The following is a 15,555-nucleotide window of genomic DNA, read 5'->3' as shown; positions in this document are numbered from 1 at the left end:
CTGCAGAATCGATGAATTTGAACTAAAATGCATGAAATTTCAATGAGGAATCAGGCGTGCTCACCGTAACTTCTCCCACTGCGGGCTCTGTCCGAGGCGCCGCTGCGCACCTTGCCGATGGGCTTCGGGCGGGGCGGGTGTACCGGCGTGAAGACCTCGCACCGCTGTCCAACGCAGTGGACCGTCACCTGCGTGAACTGGTCGCGGAGGGTCGGCTGAAGAAGCTGGCTCAAGGCTTGTACTACGCCCCGCGCCAGTCCAGCTTTGGCCCTCTACCGCCGGACGACGACGAACTGGTCGGCAGCTTCCTGAGGGACAAGGCCTTCCTGGTGTTCTCCCCCTCCGCTTACAACGCGGTCGGTCTGGGCACCACCCAGCTCTACAACAGTACGGTGGTCTATAACCACAAGCGCCACGGCATCTTCAAGCTGGGCAACCGTCAGTTCGACTTCCGCATGAAGCCACATTTCCCTAAAAAACTGACGCCAGAATTCCTGTTTGTCGACCTGCTGAACAATCTGGGCTCGCTGGCTGAAGACCGGGATGAGGTGCTGCATCAGGCACGACAAAAATTACCTTCATTTGATCGTTCCCGTTTGCAACGCGCAATTCAAGGTTATGGCACGGTGGCAACCCGCAAGCACATGAAGGAATGGGCGGGTGGCTGAGTTCCTGCACGATCGCAAGGACTTCGGTCAATTGCTTGCGGTCGTCGCCGACGAACGCGGCCTCGATCCCACGCTGGTCGAGAAAGACTACTGGATCATGCATGGACTTTGGGGACTGCAAGCCCAGGGCTTTCGGTTCGAACTGAAAGGCGGTACCTCACTGTCCAAGGGTTTTGGCGTGATCCACCGATTCTCGGAAGACATCGACATCCGCATCGAACCCCCCGAAGGCATGGACGTCAAAACCGGCCGCAACCATGACAAGGCGGCACACATTGCCTCTCGCAGCCGCTTCTACGACTGGCTCACCACCCAGATCCGCATCCCCGGCATCACCCAGGTCGCGCGAGATACTGGGTTTGATGATGAAAAGCTTCGCAGTGCCGGCATCCGGCTGTCCTATCCGTCGCACACGGCGGCGCTGGCTGGCGTGAAGGACGGCATCCTGCTGGAACTGGGGTTTGACGATACCGCCCCGAATCGGCCTGTCACCATTTCCTCCTGGGCCTGGGACACTGCGCGCGACCGGGGCGTTGACGCCATCGATAACCGGGCCATCGATGTTCTGTGCTACGCGCCGACCCACACTTTTGTCGAGAAACTGCAGACGATCTCCACCAAGTACCGGCGTCTGGGTGAAGCGCAGGCCTTCCCGGCCAACTTCCTTCGCCACTATTACGACGTGTACTGCCTGCTCGATCTTGAAGAGGTGCAGTCCTTCATGAAGGAGCCCGCTTACCAACTTCGAAAGCTACAGCGATTCCGAACCGATGACGAACTGGTGATTGAAAAGAACCCGGCCTTCCTCCTGGAGAATGCCGAAGAGCGCAAGCGCTTCACGGCGGAATACCGCAAGACCCGGGCGCTGTATTACCAGGGGCAGCCTGACTTCGCGGCCGTGTTGGCGCGCATTCATCGGCATATTTCGGTGATGTAGGAGATTTTTTGCGACCTGATCATTTTCATACCCAATCCACTGGTGCAGATGAAGAGGCGCTGCGCACGGCATTTCTCAAGTGCAGGGCCTTGATGCAGCAACGGGCTTGTTCGACCATGGGCTTGGCCGTCCACAGCAAGAACAACCTGGAGGGTGTTGTGTGCAATGTTTTCGGTGACAGTGTGATCCGGGTGCTTGACCGGGACAACAGGTTGGAGTTGAAGGGGATCACGACCCAACTGTTGACGGAGAAGATCCGGGTCCGCAGGCTGGAGGGGCCGGTACTGGCTGCTTTCGTCAATCCAGAGAAGCTCGACAGGATCGTCTCGTGCGATGGCGTAACTGACATCGTTTTTGTGCCATGGACTGCCGAAGAACTGGTGGCTTACCTCAAGGCGCATCCACTGTCTGAGGAGATCGGTTTTCCCCCGGCATGACGGTTTCCCGGCGGGTGGTGCGTGTTGCAATTTCTGTGTGAACACAACGTGATGCGGAAAAAAATGAGTCCACCGTCTTGCGGTGGACCCTTGGGCTTGGATGATGTAACGCGCTCAGGAAGCCGCAAGCCCAGCAACCTCCGCCCAACACCAGGCGGGCAGTTCATTCCCATAGCGATCAATCAGCCGAAAGAAATCGCCTTGACGATCTGGTGAGAACGCGACGACAGCCCGCTCCTCCCCGTGCCATTTCTCGATGGTTGGCTCAATCCCCATGGCGCGTAGATCATCCACCACGACATGCGTGGGGCGGATGCGCAACCGCGGCCGCCAATACCCGCGACTCACATACCCCGGACCTTCCAGCAGGCGCCGAATACGACGGATGTAGGATTCCGGCGTGCAGTAGCGACCATGTGGCTGCAGGCTGCCGCCTTCGCACGAACCGGCCAGGTACACGGCCTGCCGCAGCACCTGCACTTTGGTGCCGATCATGCAGGCGTCCCAGGATCGGGCACGCTTGCCGGTTTGGGCATGGCACACATTGTTGTCGCCACCTTCGACGGCGATCACGAACCGATCTTCCGCCAGTCCCAGCGACGCAGCCGGAATATGAAAGGCTCCCCATTGGTATTCCAGGCGGTAACTCATCAAATCACCTGCGCAAACAGTTCAGACTGCGTGACTACAGCGCGGGTCTGAGGCTCGGCGGGGTGACCAGGTTGAAGCCGGACCTCCACGCGACCCTGTTTTTCCAGTTCCGTTCCGCGAATGAATGATGCCGCGTAAAAGGCATCGCGCGCGGCGTTGGGCTCACAGAGGTCCAGCGCGATCTCGAAGTGCTCGCCACCTCCATCTGTTCGATATTCGATCCGGTCTCGATAGGCGGCCTCGAAGTCGTCAAAGTGCGCGAAAGGCGACGAGGTCCATGAACTGCGCTGGCCGCGCAACGGTGTCATCGGACCACCAAGCACCAGCAGTACCTGCTGACCATGGCGTTCCGTGAATTGCGCTGCCGTCATCGGGTGCTCCAGCGTCGCCCGCCACAGGCTGAGGTAACGCTCTGGGGTGATGATCTGGCCGTGCACGCGCAGGCTGCCATCAACCGTGCGCATGGCCCGATCGCCACAAAGCGCTGGTCATCGTAGAAGGTTGTTCCTTCCGGTAGCACGATGGCTACCCGCTCGATTTCGTTGACGGGCCGGATAGATTCCGGTCGGGATTCTTTTGATTCCATGTTGAACTCCAAATAAAACAGGGCATCGGCCTTGCAGCGCGACGCCCTGAGGGACTTGAGGCCACCTTTTGATGGCCCCAAAATTTATCCGACCAGGAACACCTCGGGTGGCTGGTTCAGGTGGTGCCGGACCATGCGGTTGCCGGCATGGAACAACTGGTCCAGGTACACGGCTTCCAACAGGCTGTCCGGTACCTCGATGCCGAGTTCGGTCAGCTTGTCCGACACCGCGTTGATGTCGGTCCAGTCGCGATGGGGCTCATGGAGGCTGCTGTAGAGCACGCATTCCTCCACGGCCCGCGGGGCATCTTCATGGCCCAGCACCTGCAGGAAAAGATCGTTCAGCGCTCGGTCATAGCCCGCGACCACCACGACTTTTCGGCCGCGGTAGTGGGTGTGGGCAGAATGCTGACTCACAAGGCTTCTCCCGAAATGTCGAAGACCGGCAAGCCATCGATGATGGCCCCATCCGCATCGAACTTCAGCCAAATGACACCCGCCTGTTCTGCCACTTCAAAGACGGCCGCCAGGTCGGCTTCCGTCGGGATGTCGTAGCGTGGCGAGCCGACATAAACAAAGCCGCCATATGCGGTGGGGTAGGCGTTGACCGAGAGGTCATTGCCGATCAACTTATGGCGTGTGGCTGGCGTCAGGTGCGCACTCGACAGTGCGGCCAAGGGCTCGGCCTGCTGGCGCAGGCTGGCAACAGTGGATTCATCCATGGGGAACTCCTTGGGTTTGGGATGATGGGCTCGCTGCACGGCGGGCACGGGATGGACGGTTGAAATCCATACCGCAGGCCCGGCAGCGAAACCGGCGCAATGGGCCGAGCTGGCCAAGCAAGCTTCCGAAGCCCGGGCACAATGGGCAACGGGGTCGTGCGGATGCAGGCATCGTTTCTCCTTCATGACATCGAAGGACTCACCAGACCCGTAAGGGTCGGTAAGCCCCTTGGGGTAAAAATTTATGGGCAGACAAACAAGCCAAGCTGTCACATCAGGCCAAGTTCCGTAAAACTCAGCACCGTGCCGCCCGCCACAATCATGTGGTCAACCACGCGCACGTCCACCAGATTCAGAGCCGTCTTCAGCGTTTGCGTCAGGCACTCATCGGCGCGGCTGGGCTCGGCGTGGCCACTGGGATGGTTGTGTGCAATGACCACGGCTGCGGCATTGCGGGCCATTGCCCCCTTGACCAGTTCCCGCGGATAAACGCTGGTCTGAGTCAAGGTGCCCCGAAACAGTTCCACCGCTTCTATCAGTTGGAGTTGGATGGTCAGGTAAAGCACTAGAAAAACCTCATAGTCGAGGTTCGCACAGTGCAGGCGCAACCAATCCCGCAGCACCTGCGGCGTACTCATGATGGGGCCGGTGCACATCTGCGCATGCAGGTCACGCAAAAGCAGTTCGCGGGCCACACCAAGCTTGCGGCTGACTACAGAATCGTTGGCAGCTGCCCGTTGGTAACCTGATTCACCATCGCCCACATGGGGCGCGGTTGCAATGAAATCCCGGACCGGCGGCGCGAGCAACTCGCGGACCAGATCGGCACGGGACAGAAAGGACAGATTCAAGGCGTTCTCCTTTATGTATAAACAGAAAAGCGGAAACGCCGATCCCGAGGGAAACGAGGTTCCCGCTCGGGATGCGCACGCCGAGGCATGCGCGGTTGACAAGGCAGGTGTCGACTGCGACGCCGGCCAAAGACCGGATGGGCACCCCACGATGGAGTGCACAGGGATCACTTACATAGTCTGGCGCGGTAGCGGGGTGTGTTCAAGTGGGGGCGCCACGATGCCGTTCGCAATTGCCGCAACAGTTGGGGAGATTCCGGTGGCGTGTGCCAGGATTCGTTTTTCTGGCGTCGGACATGTTGCATGGACGCGATGTGGTGTTCCGGATGGGTTCGCCATTCACGGTGGAGTGTCACTGGCCCGCGACTGTGGTTGTGGTGGAGATATCTTTCAGGCTCACCAAAGAAAGCCGGAGACATGGGGGTCAAATTCGGCCAAGATGCCCGCCAAACCCATTTGTTGGGGGATGACCATGATTCGACTCAACAACCAGATTCGACTGACCCGCAAGGAAATCGAAGTTTTTACCAAGATCACCGACCTAGAGCCGGTGGGCATCCGCACGCTGGGTGACCTGGACGCCTACGTCACACGGTGCAAAGCGCATTACTGGGGTGTTTCGGAGCAAACGGAGTTTGTCCACTGGCTGATCGACCGCGAATATCGGCAGTGCCGCCGGGTCGCATAGCGGCTACGGCAGGGTAGTGTTGCCAAACCCAGAGCCCTTTGCGCACCAGAAAAATAAACCTGCCCCGACCCAAAGGGCAGGGCAGGCTCCTCGGGCGTCACGGGGTACGCCGGGTAAGGGACACCTTCAGGCGGCCTTGAGCATCGGGCCGAACAATTTTTCTATGCGCGAGGCATCGCCCAATTGCAGTGCCTGGCAGACTTTGTCGACGATGGGGTCCACAGAAACGTCAACGACATCAGCCGCTTCAATGGTCGCCAGTGTGGCACCCGTAGGCGTCAGCACTTTGAGTGCACCTCTGCCGTTGGCCCAGCTGGCTTCAATCGCATGTCCGCGATGGGCATCCACGCGATCAAGGACCAACTGGACACCAGCATCGAAGGCATCGAGCGTCACGACGTCTTCCAGGTCGCCGCACGCACGGCCATAGAAGTAGACCTTGTACGCCACAGGCGCGAGCGCCTGAATCTCATCAAGACGCAAGTCCGGCATCAGCGAGGCAGGCGTATCGTTGCTACTTGCCGGTGCCGCCGTCTGGTCTTGTGCAAGGCGATCCAGCTTCAGCAAAAGGGCGTCAGCGTGACTGCGGTCTTCCAGCACGAGCACGGTGCGCATGGCGAGGATCTCCTGCGTCATCAGACGCAATTCCTGGACGATGGCGCGTTCGGCGCGTGCCTCGATGGCACGCAGGGTATTAGCAATGGAAGTCATGGATGAACTCCTTTCATGAGGGATGCCGCCATGCCCAAGGCAAGTCGACGGGAGGGGCTGACGGGCAGCCCACAGGTGTTGACACATCAGGCCGCCTTGCGGACAGCCGGGCAGGGGGCCGAATCGCCGGCCTCTGCGGTCGCAGCAGCAGGTTCTGCCGACGCGACCGTTCTCTGCTGACGGAACGCCGCCTGCGCCGTGGCAAAGGTGGGCTCCTGGGCCAATTGCCTGGCTTTGGCCAGGGCCGGCTCTTTGCTGACATCCGTCTCGGTCTGGGGCAAGCATTCGACGACGATGTCGCCGCCCCGGTGCAAACTGCGGCGCAATGTGTTCGGCCATTGGACGAACAGCTGCGTGAACAACCCGCTGCAAAGCCAACGGACGAACAGTCCAATCCGTTTGTTGCGCGCCTGACGGGCCTTGTGCGTGCGCAAGGATTCCTTGCAACACAGGTACAAGGCCAGATGGGAACGCTTCATGTCTGGATCGGAATCCAGTTGGGTCAGCACTTCGATGGCGAGGGCAAGGTCATTGCCAACACGCTTGTAGAAGCTGACCCAGGCTCTTTCTTCCTCGTGCTCGATGCTGGGACGCTTCGAGCGAGGATGGGGTTTCTCAAGGAACATGGTGTTTCTCCAGATGAAAGAGGGAACACCCATTCCCCGATGGGGAGACGGTGGACTCCCCGAGGGTTTGCGAAGGTACGTGTCACTGATAAGCTCAATGACGCATAGGAAAATACAAAGGAAAGGCCCACACTATGCTTCGTGCAGGCAACGCAGTACGGTTCACGCCCAACGAAGTCGAGGACTACCGATCACTCGGTATTGACTTCGCGGGGACGCGAACGCAGGACGACATCGAACAGGCGCTGAGCCGGTGGGCTCAGACGCTGGCCGATGAACGCCCTGATCTGCTGGACAAAATCGTCCTGGAGATGGCGAAGGCCAGGGGCGTGCGACCGCCCCCATCGCTGGACCGGGTGGTCAGCGACGTGCCTTCTGCCGGTTCTCCCGGGCAATCCTGATCCAGCGGTCGGCGATCTGGTCCAGGTAGACCAGATCGTCGGACTCGATCTCGCCAGACTTTCTGAGCCGGGCGATCACTGCCTTGACCAATTGAGGGTCATCCTTGGCGAGTTGGATCGCCATGGCGGCCACGCGCTTGCGGTAGAGACTGGCCAGCATGGTCAGGCTACTTCAACGCAGGTTTCTACGACCGATCCATTCCGTTCGGAAACAGGCAGGTACGGTCTCAACAGTGCCGCCACCACTGGCTTGCGAACTGCGAGCATCCGGGCAATGCCGGATCCTCCCAGCAGCACGGCAACGGGGCGCGTTTCTCTCGTTGCAGGGACTGCGAACATGGTGCTCTCCTTCACGGTAAGAAGGGGAACACCCATCCCTGGCGGGGAACTTGGGGTTCCCCGTTCGGGAATGCTCGGGCCGAAGACGGCCGAGCGGCTTGTTGGCGACACCTTGCGGCGTGCCATGAAAACGAAGATTCACGGTTCTTTCGAACGGGAACCTTCTGTCGATGCCCGAGCGATGACATACAAGATGTCACCGCGCAAGGCATTCCATGCCGTCAAACCCGAAGGTTCAACGGCAAGCACAGTGTTCAGCCTGGGGCTGAGCGGATCACGAGGCCATGTGCACGAAGCGCGCAGCCAGACCAGGCCAAAGCCCGGACGCGTTCAAAGGCAGGTAACGACTGCGACGCCAGCCAGGCTGGACTTCAGGAGAACCAAAATCCTCGATGAAGGCTGTGCAGGCTCGATGCCCACGGATAGCCCTTGTAGTGTGGTTCGGGATACGGCGAGTGATCAAGGATGCGCCGCTACAGGCAGCGCGATGCCATCGGGAAGCGCCTTCAACATGGGGTGCTTTGGGGTGGTGCCTGACAAGTTCGGCAGATCAATTGCCGGGCCTCCCTTTGCGACAGCACCGTTTTCGGGGAGTTCAATCCTGTCCTGTTTTCTCAGTGGCAAACATGGACCCCGATCCGAGAGGGTCACGCGCAAGCTGGTAGGTAAATCCCAGGCGGTCGAAGTAGGCGATCGGCATCACGCGGTTCAGGCGCATGCGGCTGTTGCGCCACCTCGCCTTGACCACAAGGGCTTCGCAATCATTGGCTTGCTCGCCCTGCTCGGTGTCGCCTCATATGCGCTTCGTGTTCTTCAACTCGCGGTTTACGTTACGTGCTTCATCCCACGCTCGGCCGCCCTCACGCAGTTGCACTTCACTTCGCCCGCTGTGGTCGGCTCGCGGGAGGACTTGCACCTCCAAGATCGCGCCCATGCTGGGCGCACCAAAAGAAAAGGCCCCAGGTAGGTCCGTCGGGTTGCAGCGAATCTGTCGTCAGTACTTCTCGCCGGACTGGATTTCGCCCTTCTTGAGGGCCTCGGCAGTCTCGGCCTTGCGCTTGGCACGGGCTTGCGCACGCTCAGCTTTGGTGGTCTTGCGGGCGGTCCCGGCGCTCTTGCTCTCGCCTTCTTGTGGCATCTCGTTCTTCGCAGCGGCAGCGCCTTCCACCTTGCGTTCCGCCTTGGCCGCAGCCTTCTCGGCCGGGGTCGCCGGGGCAGAGGGAGCCGCCATGGAGCCGGCGGAGTCGGCTTCGCCGCCCCTGGTCTGGGCAAAAGCACTCACCACCAGCATCTGGGCCAGGGCGATGCCCAGCGTCAACATGATCTTTTTCATAGCGGCTCCTGTGTGGATGGTTGAACGAAATTGGTCGCGGTTACTGCAAATTCTGCATGCCCCCCGTGGACCAGTATAGGAAGACCTGTCGCAACAATCAAAAGGATTGATGTCCGTCTCACGGCCCCTCCCTATCGCATCGCCGAGCCCGGTTGACGGGAGCCGTAGACAAGCAACTTGACCATCAAGGCCAGGTGCCCCTTGAGCAGCCAATCCTGCAGCGACGCGGGCAGCAACATCTCTTGCTGCGGTTCGTAGGGGCGGTAACTTATGGCCATGCGGCTTGGACGCTCACACTGGTGTTCAGGTCGTCAGGAGATTCCCTGCTTCTGCCGCCCACGCTCCCAGGCGGTTCGTGGCGACGGGTCTGCTTTCGCCAACGCAGGAGGATTCGGACTGTCCGAGGTGGCAATTCCGGGAAATGAACTCCGCGATGAGGAGGCTGGGTGATGGGCTAGGTGATGGCCAGGGCCTTGACAAGGGCTGTCTTTCAAGATATCTTTAAGATATCCAAACGAAGGAGATGTCATCATGAACACGCGTGCCGCTGCCGACCAGATCGCCTTCCGCTACCGTAGCGTCGACAGCGCCACGGGCGTGACGCGCGAAACCGCAAAACGCGTGGCGGAACGACTGGGCGTCGATGAGACTCAGGCTATCCACATTGCACTGCACGCCATGGCCGTCAAGCTGCTGCCGCAGTACGAGGCGGATGAGGGGCCGCTGACTGCCGCCCAAGTTCGCCAGATCAAGAAGCGTGTCCCGCAGGGCAAGAAGCGTTCTGTACGCTCCAGCCTGTTTGAGGCCCAGTTGGCATGATGCTTCAGTGGTGGGACGAACCTACTGCTGGCGAAATTGTTTGGTGCCACTTTCCCGACGATGTCAACCCGCGCCCGAAGCCACGGCCAGCGCTGATTCTGGCGGTCTTTGATGACGATGCGCCGCAGTTTCACGTGCGAGTTGCCTACGGCACCAGCCAACGCACGACCACCCTGCACCGAGGCGAATTCGCCATCCTGCGTGAGCGCAATCCGGCGGCTTATGAGGCAGCGGGTCTCAGCTACGACACCAAGTTCGATTTAAAGCAAGCGCTCGATCTGCCGTACACGACGGAGTGGTTCTCCGTGCCGCCTGCGGCACCACATGGCCAGACGCCCAAGCTTGGCACCCTGCATCCTTCGCTGGTGCGAGCCGTGCAGGCCGCATTTCATGCGGCGACCAGCTGAGCGGGTGCCGACTGAGTGTGTTTTGATGCATGCTTACCCAAGACATACCAGCTGAATTGGCATGACTTGCTGAATTTGCAGGCACTCCAGTGATGTTGTTGGACGATGCGGGCTGGCACCGTGCAGTAGTCTGTTTATCCACAGGGCTTGTGGATAAGCAAGGGCGCAAAAAAAGACCCCCATCGCTTTTCAGCCATGGGGGTCAATTCGATCAAGCGACCTGTCGCACCTCTTCGGCATCGACCTTCGCGCTGCCCACCTCATCCTTGTCCAGGTCAAGCTGTCTGAGCAGCTCTCGCTGACGGGCAAGCAGATTCACCAGCCGCCCTTTATGCTCGAAAGTCCGGGCCAGTTCCAGCCGGATGTCTTCCAGCCGCTTGCGCCGCACCTCCAACTGCACAACCGCATCGGTGTGGTGTTTGGACACCGACTCCAGCGCCGCCATCAGGCCTGCCACGAGGGCCGGCCCCGTCTGGTACGGCTCGGCGTTGTACAGGCAATGACCTGACAGGTACAGGTTCGGCACTTCTTCGCCGCGTGCCGCCAGGATGCCCAGGTCGAACCCGCCGAAGCGGCCGATCATCCGCTCAACCATCCTGGTGCCGGTACGCACCTCCTCTTTCGCTGTCTTTACCAAGCCCCGCAGGACTTCCCCCACCGCATCCGGTCCGGTGACGGGGCGACCCGCCAGTTCCAGGGCAATACCCTGCAGGGTCTGCGGCTCGATGCGCGCCACGTCTTGGGCATACAGCACAATCTTCTTCTCCAGCGCTTCGATCATCATCGGCAGCCGTCCCACCTCGCTTTCGTTGGCGTAACGCTGGTTGCGCCACAGCGAGAACAGCGTCGAGAGCTTGGCCACTTCCGCGTCCACGCCGGCTTTCTCGATGATCAGCGGATTGCCGGAGGCCAGGGCTTTGACCTCGGCATACGACAGCGTTGCCAGTTCCACGTCTTCCAGCGAGCGGATGCCCTTGTCGCCCTTCATCACCTGAGCAATGAATCGCGCCTTGGTTTCCAGCGTTTGCCACATGTAGCTGTCAAAACTGCCTTCGGTGACATACCTAAAAATCTCCACGTCCTCACACTCATTGCCTTGGCGCAGGATGCGCCCCTCTCGTTGCTCGACGTCACAGGGACGCCAGGGCGCATCGAGGTGGTGCAGGGCACACAGCCGGGTCTGCACGTTGGTGCCAACCCCCATCTTCGCCGTCGACCCGAGAAGCACCCGAACCCGTCCCTCACGCACCGCCTTGAACAGCGCGGCCTTCTGGATGTCGGTGTCGGCGTCGTGCACGAAGGCAATCTCCTTGTCAGGAAGGCCCGCATCGATCAGCCGTTGTCGCAAGTCGTCGTAGACGCTGAAACCCTTGTCGCCCTTGGGTGACGACAGATCGCAAAACACCATCTGAGCACCACGGAAAGACTCTGTCCTGCGCCAGATGTCCATCACCTCGCGTACGCACGCGGCCCCCTTGCCCTTGGCATCAAACTTGGCCGCGGACGCCACCAGCCGGAAATCCAGCGCGGCCTTGCGGCCGTCCGTGGTGATCGCCAGCATGTTGTCGTCCTGCGGCTTTACGTGACCGCTGCGGATGGCCTCGGCGCGCAGCACCAGGGTTTGCACAAAGGCCTTGAGTGCCTTGCTGGCCGGGCAGGCCACGATGCGTGGCTTACCACCGCGCAGTGGCGGCACCGGCAAGTTCAGCATCTCCGCCGTGCGGATGTCGGCCACTTCGCCGAATACCGCCATCAGTTCTGGCACGTTGATGAAACGGGCAAACCGCGTGTGCATGCGGTAGCCGCTGCCGTCCGGCGCGATCTCCAGCGCTGTAACGCTCTCCCCGAAAGTCGCTGCCCAGGCGTCAAACTGCTGCAACCCGAGTTCCTGCAGCCGATTCGGCTGCAGGTAGCGCATCATGGTGTGGATCTCCGCCATGGTGTTGGCCACTGGCGTCGCGGTCGCGAACACCACCCCACGCTGTGCATGCCCATGGATCTGCATGGTGTAGCGCGTCTTCAGGAACAGATCGAACGCGCGTTCCGAACTGGTCAGCGGCAGACCTGCGACGCGGGTCATCTTGGTGAACCGGTACAGGTTCTTGTGCAAATGGGCCTCGTCCACAAACAGGCAGTCAATACCCAGCAGTTCCCAGGTGAGAAGGTCGTCCTTCTTCTGGTCCGCCAGCAGCCGCTCCAGCCGGGCGGCCCAGTTCTTCTTCATCGCCTCCAACTGCTTGATGATCCGGTTGGACCGGTCATTGCTCTTCTCGGCGCGTACCGCCATCTCCAGCTCATGAATAATCTCCTTGATAAAGTTCTCGGTGAATTGCGGCGACAACTTGATGCGCTCGAAGCTTGAGTGCGTGATGACCACCGCGTCCCAGTCGCCCGTGGCGATGCGCGACACCAGCTTGCGCCGGCGGTCGCCTTCCAAATCCTCCTTGCTGGCCATCAACACCGAGGCATTCGGGTAGAGCCTGACGAACTCCGCCGTGTACTGCGCCAGCATGTGGTTCGGCACCACATGGCAAGGCTTCGCGATGAAGCCCAGGCGACGCAGCTCCATGCTGGCGATCACGCACACCGCCGTCTTGCCCGCGCCGACCACATGGAACAGTCCGGTATTCCCGGACTGCACAATGCGCCAGACGGAGTCCAACTGGTGCGGGTGCAGCATAAAGCAGCGGGAGAACCCCGGCAGCTTCAGGTGGGAGCCATCGAACTGCCGTGGCCGGGTGGCGTTGAACAGCTCGTTGTAGATCCTGCACAGCTTTTCTCGCCGTACCGTGTCATCGAAGGCCCAACGGGCAAACCGGTCCTTGATCAGGCCCAGCTTCTCGCGCGCGGCCAGCGTCTCGTCAGAATTGACGACATACCTGTCCGTCTCGGGGTTCGGGTCGCGCACCGTGGGCACCTGCACGTTCAGCGCGCATTGCACCAATTCGATGCCATTCATGCGCGAGGTGCCGAACTCCTGGGTCACCTTCACGTTCTGGCGCGCTTCCCACTCGCCATAGCGCACCGACCAGGCTCCGGCCTCGGCCGAATAGCTGACCTGGCAGTCCTTGAGCTCCAGAACCTCCTGGACGAAGGCTTCGACGTCCAGGGCCGGAATCCACACGGCACCCAGACGCGGCTCGATGGATGCTGGCGGCAGGTCTTCGGGTTGCACCTGTTCCAGTGCGTCGATGTTGCGCCGATAGGCACTACCCGACATCACGGCCTGCTTGAGCTTGGCCTTCACGTTGCCTGACAGGTAGTCGTCAGCGGTTTTCCACTCAGAATCTGCCGGGTCGAGAAATATCTGCCCGGCTTCGGCCAGCGCCTGCAGCACCGCATCTTCCGGCGCAGCCAGCAGTCCTGACATATAGACCGGATCGACCCGGCCCCGCCATTGGATGGACGCCGCCAGCGCCTCGGTCGGTTCCCCCGCCGTGGTTGGCTCCACCACCCGTGTCAACGTACGCCGTGTGAACAGCGCCGCCTTCTTGGCGCTGTCTGACTCTTCGTCGTAGTGCTCCAGCGACAGCAACAGCGGGTAATCCGGGTCGCGCCGGAATGCCAGTGTATTGGCCCGGGTACTCAGGCAACCGTACTTGACAATGAATCTGTCATAGGTGCCGTTGAGCAGGGTCCGCAGATGACCCAGCCGTCCGTCGTTACCCTCGGATAGCTGGGCATCCAGCAAGGTCCTGGCGTAGTCGCGAATCGCGCACATGCCGGTGATCCGTCCTCGCTGCGTGGCGTTGAGCTGCTCATGAACGTCCGCCATCTCGCTGCCCTCGACCCGATGCACCCGCCCCTGGTGGAGGCGATAGCTGCCTGGGCGAGCCCCGGGCTCGGCTGGTACCACGATGCGCAACGCTACCGGTTTCCTCACCAGCGCTTGGTAGACATCAGACGGGAGCAGGGCAACCCGTTCGGGCAAGGCTGCTTCCAGGTCACCGTCAAACACCGTCACCGGTACTTCCTCGTAGCCGTTGCTCTCCTGCCGGATTCGGCCGATGCAGAACTCCGGATGCTTGGCGTACCAGGCATTGATCTGCAGGTATTTCTGATAGCACTGCGGGTCGCGCAGTGCTTCTGGGATAAGGTTGAGGCTCAACCACGTGTCATCAACCTTCTCGGCCCGCTGCCGCTTGCGCAGGAACAGGATGTCGGTCTGCACGTCGGTTGACGCAATGCCCGCAAATGCCCCCCGGGGGAATCGAATCGCACCCAGTAACTGGGCTTGTGCCCCCAGGTAGTGGCGCACGCTCGCATCCTGTGCATCCAGCGTGTAGCTCGTGGTGATCAGGCACACCAGTCCACCGGGCCGAACCAGATCCAGCGCACGGCCAAAGAAGTAGTTGTGGATGCTGAAGCGGGCGTAGGCCCGGTTGCTCACGTCGGCGACTTGGTACTTGCCGAATGGCACGTTGCCGATCACGAGATCGAACCAGTTGTCGGCGAGCGGGGTTTTCTCGAAGGGAGAAATCCGCACGTCCACGCCGCTATCTGCATAGAGCGCCCGCAGCATGCGACCGGACAACTGGTCGATCTCGACCGCCGTGACGCTGCTGTGTTCGGCGATGGTCGGCGGCATCGCGCCAATGAAATGGCCAATACCTGCAGCGGGCTCCAGGATGCGCCCGCCGCAGAAACCAAAGCGCTGCACGGCCTGCCAGATGGCCTCGATCACATGGACCTCGGTGTAATGGCTGTTGTTGACCGACGCACGGGCTGATTCGTACTCCTCCGGGGTCAGCAGTGCACTCAATTGCCGCGCACGTTTGGCCCAGGCTCCATCCTCAGCTTCGAGGTTGAAGCTTGCGGGCAGGCCACCCCAGCCGGTGTAGCGCAGCAGGGTGCTGCGTTCGTTCAGCGTGGCCGGACGTTGCTCGGTCTCGATGACGCGCAGTACCTTGATCGCGGCCAGGTTGGCCTCGAACTTGGTGACGCTGCCGCCCAGGTTGCGCAGCTCGGCGCGGGTCAACTGTGGCCACAGGTTGCGGGGTGCCGTTTCTGTGTGGCCTGTGACCACGCGCCAACTACTGCGTTGGCGCGCCGGTTCGACAGACTCTTCAGCAGGACTTTCCTCGGTTGAAGCGGTCTGATCAGAATTCAGCGACTCGGTTTCGGTGAAAAGAGCCGCAGGCTCGAACGGCTCCGGACCGAACCCGGGTAACCATAGGGAAGGTGCGGTAAAGCGTGCCATGGGTGTGTTCTCCATAGAAGAATGGGGAACACAGCCACCCAGCGGGGAGACGTGCTCCCCGGGTGGGAATGAATGAGAGGGTCAGGAATGCCCCCGGGTGTGAACGTGAGCACGTCGGGGCTTCGGAAGAAGCTGGCGGGCTCAAAGGGCTATGAACTGAACTGGCAAAAGCCTGCCGT

The 15,555-nt window shown here is 60.8% G+C and carries 18 protein-coding genes; 7 read left to right on the top strand and 11 right to left on the bottom strand.

What is annotated here, in order from left to right; all coding sequences use genetic code 11:
• The first annotated feature begins 56 nt into the window (after positions 1–56).
• Genes EUB48_RS15615 through EUB48_RS15605 form a run of 3 tightly spaced genes read left to right on the top strand, consistent with a single transcriptional unit; the run spans position 57 to position 2,042 of the window.
• On the top strand, positions 57–668 hold the full coding sequence (locus EUB48_RS15615; RefSeq protein ID WP_142819993.1) for a hypothetical protein: 612 nt from the start codon (positions 57–59) through the stop codon (positions 666–668).
• Positions 661–1,605 carry a nucleotidyl transferase AbiEii/AbiGii toxin family protein gene (locus EUB48_RS15610; RefSeq protein WP_142819992.1) on the top strand — a complete coding sequence of 315 codons (945 nt, stop codon included), beginning with the start codon at positions 661–663 and terminating at the stop codon, positions 1,603–1,605. Before EUB48_RS15615 ends, EUB48_RS15610 begins: the two co-directional genes overlap by 8 nt.
• A gap of 8 nt (positions 1,606–1,613) precedes the next feature.
• The gene (locus EUB48_RS15605; protein WP_142819991.1) at positions 1,614–2,042 is read left to right on the top strand and encodes a PP2C family serine/threonine-protein phosphatase; all 429 of its coding nucleotides are present in this window, start codon (positions 1,614–1,616) and stop codon (positions 2,040–2,042) included.
• 114 nt (positions 2,043–2,156) lie between these two features.
• Here the strand turns inward: EUB48_RS15605 and EUB48_RS15600 are convergent, their stop codons facing one another.
• From EUB48_RS15600 to EUB48_RS15580, 5 genes are all read right to left on the bottom strand, one after another.
• Positions 2,157–2,693: a hypothetical protein gene (locus EUB48_RS15600; RefSeq protein ID WP_142819990.1), complete on the bottom strand. Its 537-nt coding sequence runs from the start codon at positions 2,691–2,693 to the stop codon at positions 2,157–2,159.
• A complete protein-coding gene (locus EUB48_RS15595) occupies positions 2,693–3,157 on the bottom strand; it encodes a hypothetical protein (RefSeq protein WP_142819989.1) in 465 nt (154 codons plus the stop codon). The genes EUB48_RS15600 and EUB48_RS15595 overlap by 1 nt, the downstream gene beginning before the upstream one ends.
• A gap of 206 nt (positions 3,158–3,363) precedes the next feature.
• A complete protein-coding gene (locus EUB48_RS15590; RefSeq protein ID WP_142819988.1) occupies positions 3,364–3,696 on the bottom strand; it encodes a hypothetical protein in 333 nt (110 codons plus the stop codon).
• A complete protein-coding gene (locus tag EUB48_RS15585; protein WP_142819987.1) occupies positions 3,693–4,001 on the bottom strand; it encodes a DUF5983 family protein in 309 nt (102 codons plus the stop codon). Before EUB48_RS15585 ends, EUB48_RS15590 begins: the two co-directional genes overlap by 4 nt.
• Before the next feature lie 269 nt (positions 4,002–4,270).
• Positions 4,271–4,852 carry a JAB domain-containing protein gene (locus EUB48_RS15580; RefSeq protein WP_244618225.1) on the bottom strand — a complete coding sequence of 194 codons (582 nt, stop codon included), beginning with the start codon at positions 4,850–4,852 and terminating at the stop codon, positions 4,271–4,273.
• A 472-nt stretch (positions 4,853–5,324) separates the two neighbouring features.
• On the opposite strand from EUB48_RS15580, the gene EUB48_RS15575 reads away from it, so the two are divergent.
• Positions 5,325–5,540, top strand: coding sequence for a hypothetical protein (locus EUB48_RS15575; protein ID WP_142819986.1), 216 nt, complete (start codon positions 5,325–5,327; stop codon positions 5,538–5,540).
• Between the two features lie 126 nt (positions 5,541–5,666).
• On the opposite strand, the gene EUB48_RS15570 is transcribed toward EUB48_RS15575, so the two are convergent.
• A complete protein-coding gene (locus EUB48_RS15570) occupies positions 5,667–6,251 on the bottom strand; it encodes a hypothetical protein (protein ID WP_142819985.1) in 585 nt (194 codons plus the stop codon).
• An 86-nt stretch (positions 6,252–6,337) separates the two neighbouring features.
• Entirely contained in the window at positions 6,338–6,877 is a 540-nt protein-coding gene (locus EUB48_RS15565) for a hypothetical protein (RefSeq protein ID WP_142819984.1), read from the bottom strand.
• A 134-nt stretch (positions 6,878–7,011) separates the two neighbouring features.
• Between EUB48_RS15565 and EUB48_RS15560 the strand changes: the two genes are divergently transcribed.
• The gene (locus tag EUB48_RS15560; protein ID WP_142819983.1) at positions 7,012–7,278 is read left to right on the top strand and encodes a hypothetical protein; all 267 of its coding nucleotides are present in this window, start codon (positions 7,012–7,014) and stop codon (positions 7,276–7,278) included.
• Here EUB48_RS15560 and EUB48_RS15555 read toward each other — a convergent pair.
• The 3 genes from EUB48_RS15555 to EUB48_RS21405 all read right to left on the bottom strand — a co-directional run bounded on the left by EUB48_RS15555 (position 7,238) and on the right by EUB48_RS21405 (position 9,228).
• Positions 7,238–7,438 (bottom strand): hypothetical protein, encoded by a 201-nt coding sequence (locus tag EUB48_RS15555; RefSeq protein WP_142819982.1) that lies wholly within the window; start codon positions 7,436–7,438, stop codon positions 7,238–7,240. The two genes, EUB48_RS15560 and EUB48_RS15555, sit on opposite strands and share 41 nt — an antisense overlap.
• A 1,173-nt stretch (positions 7,439–8,611) precedes the next feature.
• Positions 8,612–8,950, bottom strand: a complete 339-nt coding sequence (locus EUB48_RS15550) for a hypothetical protein (protein WP_142819981.1) — start codon at positions 8,948–8,950, stop codon at positions 8,612–8,614.
• Positions 8,951–9,081: 131 nt separating this feature from the next.
• Positions 9,082–9,228: a hypothetical protein gene (locus EUB48_RS21405; RefSeq protein WP_168226673.1), complete on the bottom strand. Its 147-nt coding sequence runs from the start codon at positions 9,226–9,228 to the stop codon at positions 9,082–9,084.
• A 253-nt stretch (positions 9,229–9,481) separates the two neighbouring features.
• On the opposite strand from EUB48_RS21405, the gene EUB48_RS15545 reads away from it, so the two are divergent.
• A complete protein-coding gene (locus tag EUB48_RS15545) occupies positions 9,482–9,769 on the top strand; it encodes a hypothetical protein (protein WP_142819980.1) in 288 nt (95 codons plus the stop codon).
• A complete protein-coding gene (locus tag EUB48_RS15540) occupies positions 9,766–10,176 on the top strand; it encodes a hypothetical protein (protein ID WP_142819979.1) in 411 nt (136 codons plus the stop codon). Before EUB48_RS15545 ends, EUB48_RS15540 begins: the two co-directional genes overlap by 4 nt.
• A gap of 211 nt (positions 10,177–10,387) precedes the next feature.
• Here EUB48_RS15540 and EUB48_RS15535 read toward each other — a convergent pair whose 3' ends face one another.
• Positions 10,388–15,376, bottom strand: coding sequence for an Eco57I restriction-modification methylase domain-containing protein (locus tag EUB48_RS15535; RefSeq protein ID WP_142819978.1), 4,989 nt, complete (start codon positions 15,374–15,376; stop codon positions 10,388–10,390).
• Positions 15,377–15,555: the final 179 nt, after the last annotated feature.

Origin of the sequence: Rhodoferax sediminis (assembly GCF_006970865.1) — a bacterium.
GTDB classification, from domain to species: domain Bacteria; phylum Pseudomonadota; class Gammaproteobacteria; order Burkholderiales; family Burkholderiaceae_C; genus Rhodoferax_A; species Rhodoferax_A sediminis.
This window is presented reverse-complemented; position numbering and strand designations above follow the sequence as displayed.

Bases quoted from the DNA above. Each gene is read 5' to 3' on its own strand.
- EUB48_RS15600 (WP_142819990.1), bottom strand. From the start codon at position 2,693: ATGAGTTACCGCCTGGAATACCAATGGGGAGCCTTTCATATTCCGGCT.
- EUB48_RS15595 (WP_142819989.1), bottom strand. From the start codon at position 3,157: ATGCGCACGGTTGATGGCAGCCTGCGCGTGCACGGCCAGATCATCACC.
- EUB48_RS15585 (WP_142819987.1), bottom strand. From the start codon at position 4,001: ATGGATGAATCCACTGTTGCCAGCCTGCGCCAGCAGGCCGAGCCCTTG.
- EUB48_RS15575 (WP_142819986.1), top strand. From the start codon at position 5,325: ATGATTCGACTCAACAACCAGATTCGACTGACCCGCAAGGAAATCGAA.
- EUB48_RS15570 (WP_142819985.1), bottom strand. From the start codon at position 6,251: ATGACTTCCATTGCTAATACCCTGCGTGCCATCGAGGCACGCGCCGAA.
- EUB48_RS15565 (WP_142819984.1), bottom strand. From the start codon at position 6,877: ATGTTCCTTGAGAAACCCCATCCTCGCTCGAAGCGTCCCAGCATCGAG.
- EUB48_RS15560 (WP_142819983.1), top strand. From the start codon at position 7,012: ATGCTTCGTGCAGGCAACGCAGTACGGTTCACGCCCAACGAAGTCGAG.
- EUB48_RS15555 (WP_142819982.1), bottom strand. From the start codon at position 7,438: ATGCTGGCCAGTCTCTACCGCAAGCGCGTGGCCGCCATGGCGATCCAA.
- EUB48_RS15550 (WP_142819981.1), bottom strand. From the start codon at position 8,950: ATGAAAAAGATCATGTTGACGCTGGGCATCGCCCTGGCCCAGATGCTG.
- EUB48_RS21405 (WP_168226673.1), bottom strand. From the start codon at position 9,228: ATGGCCATAAGTTACCGCCCCTACGAACCGCAGCAAGAGATGTTGCTG.
- EUB48_RS15545 (WP_142819980.1), top strand. From the start codon at position 9,482: ATGAACACGCGTGCCGCTGCCGACCAGATCGCCTTCCGCTACCGTAGC.
- EUB48_RS15540 (WP_142819979.1), top strand. From the start codon at position 9,766: ATGATGCTTCAGTGGTGGGACGAACCTACTGCTGGCGAAATTGTTTGG.
- EUB48_RS15535 (WP_142819978.1), bottom strand. From the start codon at position 15,376: ATGGCACGCTTTACCGCACCTTCCCTATGGTTACCCGGGTTCGGTCCG.